We start from the raw sequence: 6,802 nt of genomic DNA on the forward strand, positions 1-6,802 counted from the left end.
AGTCCCGAGTCCCGAGTCCCGAGTCCCGAGTCCCGAGTCCCGAGTCCCGAGTCCCGAGTCCCGAGTCCCGAGTCCCCCGAATGTCCCTCAGCCACGCCAGCACCGAAGCGCTCAGCGAAGGCGGCGCGCTCGCCAGCCAGCTCGACGCGTTCGTGCCGCGCGCCGCGCAGCTTCGGCTGACCGCGGCGATCGCCGATGCGTTCGAGCAGCGCGACGTGCTGCTGGCCGAGGCGGGGACCGGCACCGGCAAGACCTACGCCTACCTGGTGCCGGCGCTGCTGTCGGGATTGAAGACCATCGTCTCCACCGGCACCCGCGCGCTGCAGGACCAGCTCTACCATCGCGACCTGCCGCGGGTGCGCGCCGCGCTGGGCGTGGGGCTCAACAGCGCGCTGCTGAAGGGACGCGCCAACTACCTGTGCAAGTACCGGCTGGAACAGGCCAAGGGCGAACCGCGGCTCACCTCGCGCGAGCAGATCGGCCAGTTCCAGCGCATCGTCGCCTGGGGCGGGCGCACCCGCTTCGGCGACATCGCCGAGCTCGACGCGCTGCCGGACGATTCGCCGCTGCTGCCGCTGGTCACCTCCACCGCGGACAACTGCCTGGGCACCGAATGCCCGTTCTGGGGCGAGTGCTTCGTGGTGCAGGCGCGGCAGCGCGCGCAGGCGGCGGACGTGGTGGTGGTCAACCACCACCTGCTGCTGGCCGACCTGGCGCTCAAGCAGGAGGGCTTCGGCGAGATCCTGCCCGGCGCGCAGGCCTTCGTCATCGACGAGGCGCACCAGCTGCCGGAACTGGCGGCCAGTTTCTTCGGCGAGAGTTTCGGCATGCGCCCGCTGCAGGAACTGGCGCGCGACTGCATGGCCGAGAGCCGCCACGTGGCCGGCGCGCTGGCCAGCGTGCAGGCGCCTGTGCAGGCGCTGGAGCAGGCCTTGCGCGAACTGCGCGCGGCGATGGAAGGGCTGCCCACCCGCGGCACGCAATGGCGTTTGCTGGCCAAGCCGCAGGTGCGCGACGGCTTCGATGCGCTGCTGGCCGAACTGGCACGGCTGCAGGCCAGCCTGGCGCCGCTGCGCGAGGCCTCGCCCGGCTTCGATGGCTGCGCGGCGCGCGCACAGGACGTGGCCGGCCGGCTGGGCCGTTGGCTCGGCGACGACGAGCCGGTGGCGGACTTCGACGCCGAGCCGGCGCCGCCGTCCACCGACGTGCTGTGGTACGAACTGACCGCGCGCGGCTTCCGCTGCCAGCGCACCCCGCTGGACGTGTCCGGGCCGCTGCGCGAGCACCGCGAGAAATCGCACGCGGCGTGGGTGTTCACCTCGGCCACGCTGGCGGTGAACGGCGACTTCGAGCACATCGCCACCCGCCTGGGCCTGAGCGACCCGATGACCCTGCTGCAACCGAGCCCGTTCGAATGGGCGCGCCAGGCGCTGTGCTACCTGCCGGCGCTGCCCGACCCGAACGCGCGCGGGTTCGGCACCGCGCTGATCGCCGCATTGCATCCGGTGCTCGAGGCGTCGCAGGGCCGCGCGTTCCTGCTGTTCGCCTCGCACCGCGCGTTGCGCGAGGCGGCCGAAGCGCTGCGCGATGCGCCGTGGCCGCTGTTCGTGCAGGGCGAAGCGCCGCGCGCGACGCTGCTGCAGCGCTTCCGCGACTCCGGCAACGGCGTGCTGCTCGGCTCGGCCAGCTTCCGCGAAGGCGTGGACGTGGTCGGCGATGCGCTGAGCGTGGTGGTGATCGACAAGCTGCCGTTCGCCGCGCCGGACGACCCGGTGTTCGAGGCGCGGCTGGACGCGATCCGCCGCGACGGCGGCAATCCGTTCCGCGACGAGCAGTTGCCGCAGGCGGTGATCGCGCTCAAGCAGGGCGTGGGCCGGCTGATCCGCAGCGAGACCGACCGCGGCGTGCTAGTGCTGTGCGATCCGCGGCTGCTGTCCAAGTCCTACGGGCGGGTGTTTCTGGAGTCGCTGCCGCCGTTCGCGCGGACGCGGGATGTGGAGGACGTGCGGGCGTTTTTTGGAGGCCGGGACCAGGGACCGGGGACCGGGGACCCGATGCGGGACCGGGGACCAGGGACCGGGGACCCGATGCGGGACCAGGGACCGGGGACCGGGGACCCGATGCGGGACCAGGGACCAGGAACCGGGGACCCGGACAAGCGGTTGGCTGGGGTTTGAGGGTGCGCATGACCATCGGTGTTACAGCGTGCCGGCGCCGTGGCAACGAAGCGGCATGTTTCGCGCTTCGGGGCCCGGTCCCCGGTCCCGGGTCCCGGGTCCCCGTGCCAGCTTCAATGAATTAAGCTTTCCGCCCTTCCGGGTCCCTGGTCCCCGGTCCCCGGTCCCGGCTCCCCATGAACATCCTCGCCTTCGAAACCGCCACAGAAGCCCTGTCCGTCGCCGTGCATGTCGATGGCGAGGTGCGCGAGCGCTTCGAACTGGCGCCGCGGCGGCATGCCGAGCTGGCGTTGCCGTGGGCCGAGCAGTTGCTGGCCGAGGCCGGCATCGCCCGCAGCCAGCTCGACGCGGTCGCGTTCGGCCGCGGTCCCGGCGCGTTCACCGGGGTGCGCCTGGCGATCGCGCTGGCGCAGGGCATCGCCCTGGCGCTGGACCTGCCGGTGCTGCCGGTCTCCACCCTGCACGCGCTGGCCCTGCGCGCGCCCGGCGACGCGCCGCGCGTGCTCGCCGCGATCGACGCGCGGATGGGCGAGATCTACGCGGCGGCCTATGCGCGCGACGCCGACGGCCTGCATGCGCTCACGCCGGAGCGGGTGCTGGCGCCGGACGCGTTCGTGCTGCCTGATTCGGACGCGCGCTGGCATGGCGTCGGCACCGGCCTGGCGGCGATCGACGGCAGCCTGCAGCGGCGCCTGGCCGCGCAGTTGCAGGGTATCGACGCGCAGGCCTTGCCGCATGCGGCGGACGTGCTGACCCTGGCGCTGGCCGCGCACGCGCGCGGCGAAGCGATCGCGCCCGAACGCGCCGAACCGGCCTACCTGCGCGACAACGTCGCGCTGACCCTGGCCGAGCAGCAGGCGCAGCGCGCCGCGCGGTGAGCGCGGATGCGGCCGCACAGGCGGCCTTCCGTGCCTGCCCTGCCGGGCCTGGTGCGTGCAGTCGCCGCGTGCAGCGTCAGCGCTGGCTGATCGCTGCACGCGCAGGCGTATCCACGTGAGCACGTGCAGGCGCGCCGGGGTCCCTGGCCGGCGCCCGGGATGCGGCGGCGGTCAATAGTCGTAGCTGACGCTCAGCCGCACCGAGCGCGGCGCCTGGCGCAGCAACGCCGCGCCATACACCGGATCGCTGTTGCCCGGGTCCGTTTCCGAATACGGGTACTTCCACAGCGTGGCCTGGCCGTTGAATGCGTTGAACACGTCCAGGGTGAAGGCCAGCTTGTGGTCGGCGTACGCCGGCCGCCACGACACGCCGAGGTCGAGCTGCTTCAGCCAAGGCAGGCGGCCCTGGCTGCCCGGAGGCGCCGCCTGGCCGTCGTAGTAGTGGTAGGCGATGCCGTAGCCGGACGGATCGCTCTGGTCGGCGCCGTACGAGCCGAGCGCGCTGAACGGCGTGCCGGACGCCACCTTGAGGTTGGCCGACACCAGCCATTCGGGCGTGAACTGGTAGTAGCCGTAGAACTTGAACTGGTGGGTGTGGTCGTTGCTCTGCGGGCCGTTGGTGTGCTCCATCAGCTGGGCGAAGTCCCAGGCCTGGGTGGTGGAGACGGCGGTCTGGCCGATGCCCGACAGCAGCTGGCCCTCGGTGGTGCCGTAGCTGCGCGACCAGGTGTAATCGACGCGGCCGTACCAGCGCTGGTCGAACGGATGCTCCAGCGACAGGTTGAGCCCGTAGTAGTTGCGCTTGAACTTGGGGAAACCGAGCTCGGCGTTGCTCAGCGGCACGCTGACGTAGTTGCCCGCCGTGTCCACCAGGGTGAAGGTGTTGGACTTGCCCGGGTTGATCAGCCAGCAGCTGACCGGATTGCTGGCCAGGGTCACCGCGTGCCCTTGCGCCGCCGCGGCGGCGAATACGGTGTCGCTGTCGCAGTAGTCGTCCACGCCGCTGCGCAGGACGCGGTAGGTGGCCTTGGCGCCGTACACCCAGCTGTCGCCCCAGGCCTTGGTGAAGCCGAGGATGAACTCGTCCTGGAACGAGGGCTTGATGCCCTGCGTGGCCACGGTCTTCGGATCGGGCAGGATGCCGTAGTTGTTGTTGGAGGAGACCGCGTCGGAGATCTGGGTCAGGTCGGTCGGGTAGCCGTTGCCGTCGATGCCGCCGTAGGTGTAGTAGGTCGAGGTCGCCAGCGTCGCGCCGGCGGCGTTGAACGCCGGGTTGAGCGGCAGCGCCAGGTAGTAGCGGCCGGCGTTGCCGTACACCTTGAAGCGCGCGTCGCCGTCGACGTCCCAACTGAAGCCCAGGCGCGGCGCCCACTGGCCGCTGGTCTGCTTGATGTAGGCGTCGCCGTCGCGGTTGTAGTTGGTGAACTGGTCCAGGCGCAGGCCGAGGCTGAGCAGGAAGCGCTCGCTCACCTGCCAGTTGTCCTCGATGTACTGCGCGCGCTGCGCCGCGCGGACCGAGGCCAGCGCGCTGTAGATGTACCGGCGCACGTAGTAGCCGTCCTCGCCATTGGCATAGCCGCCGGTGGCCGGCACGCCGAGGCCGGTGTTGATCGGCACGTTCGGGTTGGACTGGCCGTAGATCCAGTAGTAGCCGTCGGCCGAGGCCACCGAACCGCGGTTGAGCGCGCGCGCGTTCTGGTTGTCGATGCCGACGGTGATGCTGTGCTCGCCAATGACGTAGTTCAGGTCCAGTCGCAGGTTGTCGGTGCGGTTGCCGCGGTCCGGATCCACCAGCAGCGAGGTGGTCTGCGCGTTGGTGATCGGGGTGCCGCCGGTGTAGGCGGGGTTCTGGAACGCGGCGTCGTCGACGTAGGTCAGTGCGCCGGTGTAGCTGGGGTTGCCGACGTAGTCGTCGGTGCGCTGCTTGCCGTACTGGGCGCTGAAGGTCAGGCGGTCGGTGAGGTAGCCGGTGTACTTGGCGGTCCACAGGTCGCCGCCGGTCTTGGTGGTGTCGGCGCTGCCGCGGCGGGCGCCGATGTCGTAGCCGCTGTAGTCGTAGTAGCTGCCGCGGGTGGCGTAGCGGCTGGAGGCGCCGGTGATCTCCAGCAACTGGTTGTCGCTGATGTTCCAATCGAGCTTGGCGTACCAGCTCGGCCGGCGGTAGTCGTAGTCGTAGTAGCCGGTGTTGTTCTCCCGCGAGCCGTAGAACCTGCCGCCGTCCTGGCGCTGCAGTTCGTAGGAGCCGAAGAAGAACAGCCTGTCCTGGATCAGCGGACCGCCCGCGTACAGGCTCTGCGTGCTGAGCGTGGCGCTGCTCTCGCTATCCGGCCGGTACAGCGCGCCGTCGCCGGGCGCGTAGACGTCGTTCTGCGAGGCGCGCAGGCCGTCCGGTTCCCAGGTCGCCTGGCCGCCGAAATGCCACTCGTTGCTGCCGCGCTTGCCGACCGCGTTGATCACGCCGCCGTCGGAGCGCCCGTACTTGGCGCTGTAGCCGCCGGTGTAGACCTCCAACTGGTCGATGCTGCCGTAGGGCAGGGTAAGCCCGCCCAGCCCGCGCAGCGGATCGGTGGTGTTGAAGCCGTTGATGTAATAGGCGTTCTCCGCGGCCGACGAGCCGCCGAAGCTGAGCAGCTGCGCGCCGGTCGGCCCGGTGTAGGTGCCGCTGCCGCTGTTGCCGGCCACGCCCGGCGCCAGTTGCGCGATCGCTTCGGCCGAGCGTCCCAACGGCAGCCGCTGCAGCTGTTCGGCATTGATCACGGTGCGCGAGTCGACGCTGCTGACGTCGATCGCCGCGGCGGCGCGGTCGGCGCTGACGTTGACCCCGGTCAGGCTGGTGACCGCGGCGAAGGAGACGTCGGTGACCGCGCCGACGGTCAGGCCCACGCCTTCGCGGCTGCCGAGCACGGTGTCGTCGGCGCCCCTGGCGACGATGGTGTAGGTGCCCAGCGGCAGCTGGCCGATGCTGTAGCGGCCGCGCGCGTCGACCGCGACTTCGCGGCTGAGGCCGCTGTCGCTGCGGACCTGCACGCGTTGCGCATTGGCCGGCGCCTGGCCGGCGACCGCGCCGGTGGTGGACTGGGCCAGGACGGGGGGCGCGGCGAGGGCGGCGCTGAGCGCCAGCGCGAGCAGGGCAGGCCGGCGAAGGGAAAGGGGTTTTGTCATGGGAAGGCGGCTCGGGTGGTGGGGGCGGGACGCCGCGCCGTCTCCGATCCACTCGTCCTTAAGCGATGCGGTCTGCGCGGTAACGTTCCCTGCCGCCATTAACCTTGTGACGATGCCTATTCAGAAATGCCGGCTCGTTATGTTGGCGGCACCAATCGTTATCTCCGCCGCCGCCATGGGTGTACGTCGAAGTGCACGTCGCGCCTATGCAGCGTGGCCGCAGCCAGCGAGCCCTCCCTTCTCCCTGCGGGAGAAGGTGCCCCGAAGGGGCGGATGAGGGTACGGGCGAAGCCTCGGGCGTTCGGTGCCGGCAGGCGATCCGTGCCGGCGTACCCTCACCCCACCCCCTCTCCCGGAGGGAGAGGGGCTAGAGCGGATTCGGCGCGCTGCGTTTGGCGATTGCTGCGCACCACCACGTGGCGACTGTCCCACCACGGCGGTGACTGTCCGCAGCTAAGAAGGTGCCCCGAAGGGGCGGATGAGGGTACGGGCGAAGCCTCGGGTGGTTGGGTGCTGGCAGGCGATCCGTGCCGGCGTGCCCTCACCCCAACCCCTCTCCCGGAGGGAGAGGGGCTAGAGCGGGCT

The 6,802-nt window shown here is 70.9% G+C and carries 3 protein-coding genes; 2 read left to right on the forward strand and 1 reads right to left on the reverse strand.

Annotated elements, in window-relative coordinates; genetic code table 11:
* Positions 1–80: 80 nt before the first annotated feature.
* Both JR065_RS21205 and tsaB read left to right on the forward strand, forming a co-directional pair.
* Positions 81–2,177, forward strand: coding sequence for an ATP-dependent DNA helicase (locus JR065_RS21205; protein ID WP_241093833.1), 2,097 nt, complete (start codon positions 81–83; stop codon positions 2,175–2,177).
* 176 nt (positions 2,178–2,353) lie between these two features.
* Positions 2,354–3,055 carry a tRNA (adenosine(37)-N6)-threonylcarbamoyltransferase complex dimerization subunit type 1 TsaB gene (tsaB, locus tag JR065_RS21210; protein WP_206236503.1) on the forward strand — a complete coding sequence of 234 codons (702 nt, stop codon included), beginning with the start codon at positions 2,354–2,356 and terminating at the stop codon, positions 3,053–3,055.
* Positions 3,056–3,226: 171 nt separating this feature from the next.
* On the opposite strand, the gene JR065_RS21215 is transcribed toward tsaB, so the two are convergent.
* A complete protein-coding gene (locus JR065_RS21215; protein WP_206236504.1) occupies positions 3,227–6,217 on the reverse strand; it encodes a TonB-dependent receptor in 2,991 nt (996 codons plus the stop codon).
* Between the last annotated feature and the right edge of the window lie 585 nt (positions 6,218–6,802).

It is taken from the genome of Xanthomonas sp. (assembly GCF_017163755.1).
Lineage (GTDB): Bacteria > Pseudomonadota > Gammaproteobacteria > Xanthomonadales > Xanthomonadaceae > Xanthomonas_A.

Coding starts and splice junctions, on each gene's coding strand:
- JR065_RS21205 (WP_241093833.1), top strand. CDS start 81: ATGTCCCTCAGCCACGCCAGCACCGAAGCGCTCAGCGAAGGCGGCGCG.
- tsaB (WP_206236503.1), top strand. CDS start 2,354: ATGAACATCCTCGCCTTCGAAACCGCCACAGAAGCCCTGTCCGTCGCC.
- JR065_RS21215 (WP_206236504.1), bottom strand. CDS start 6,217: ATGACAAAACCCCTTTCCCTTCGCCGGCCTGCCCTGCTCGCGCTGGCG.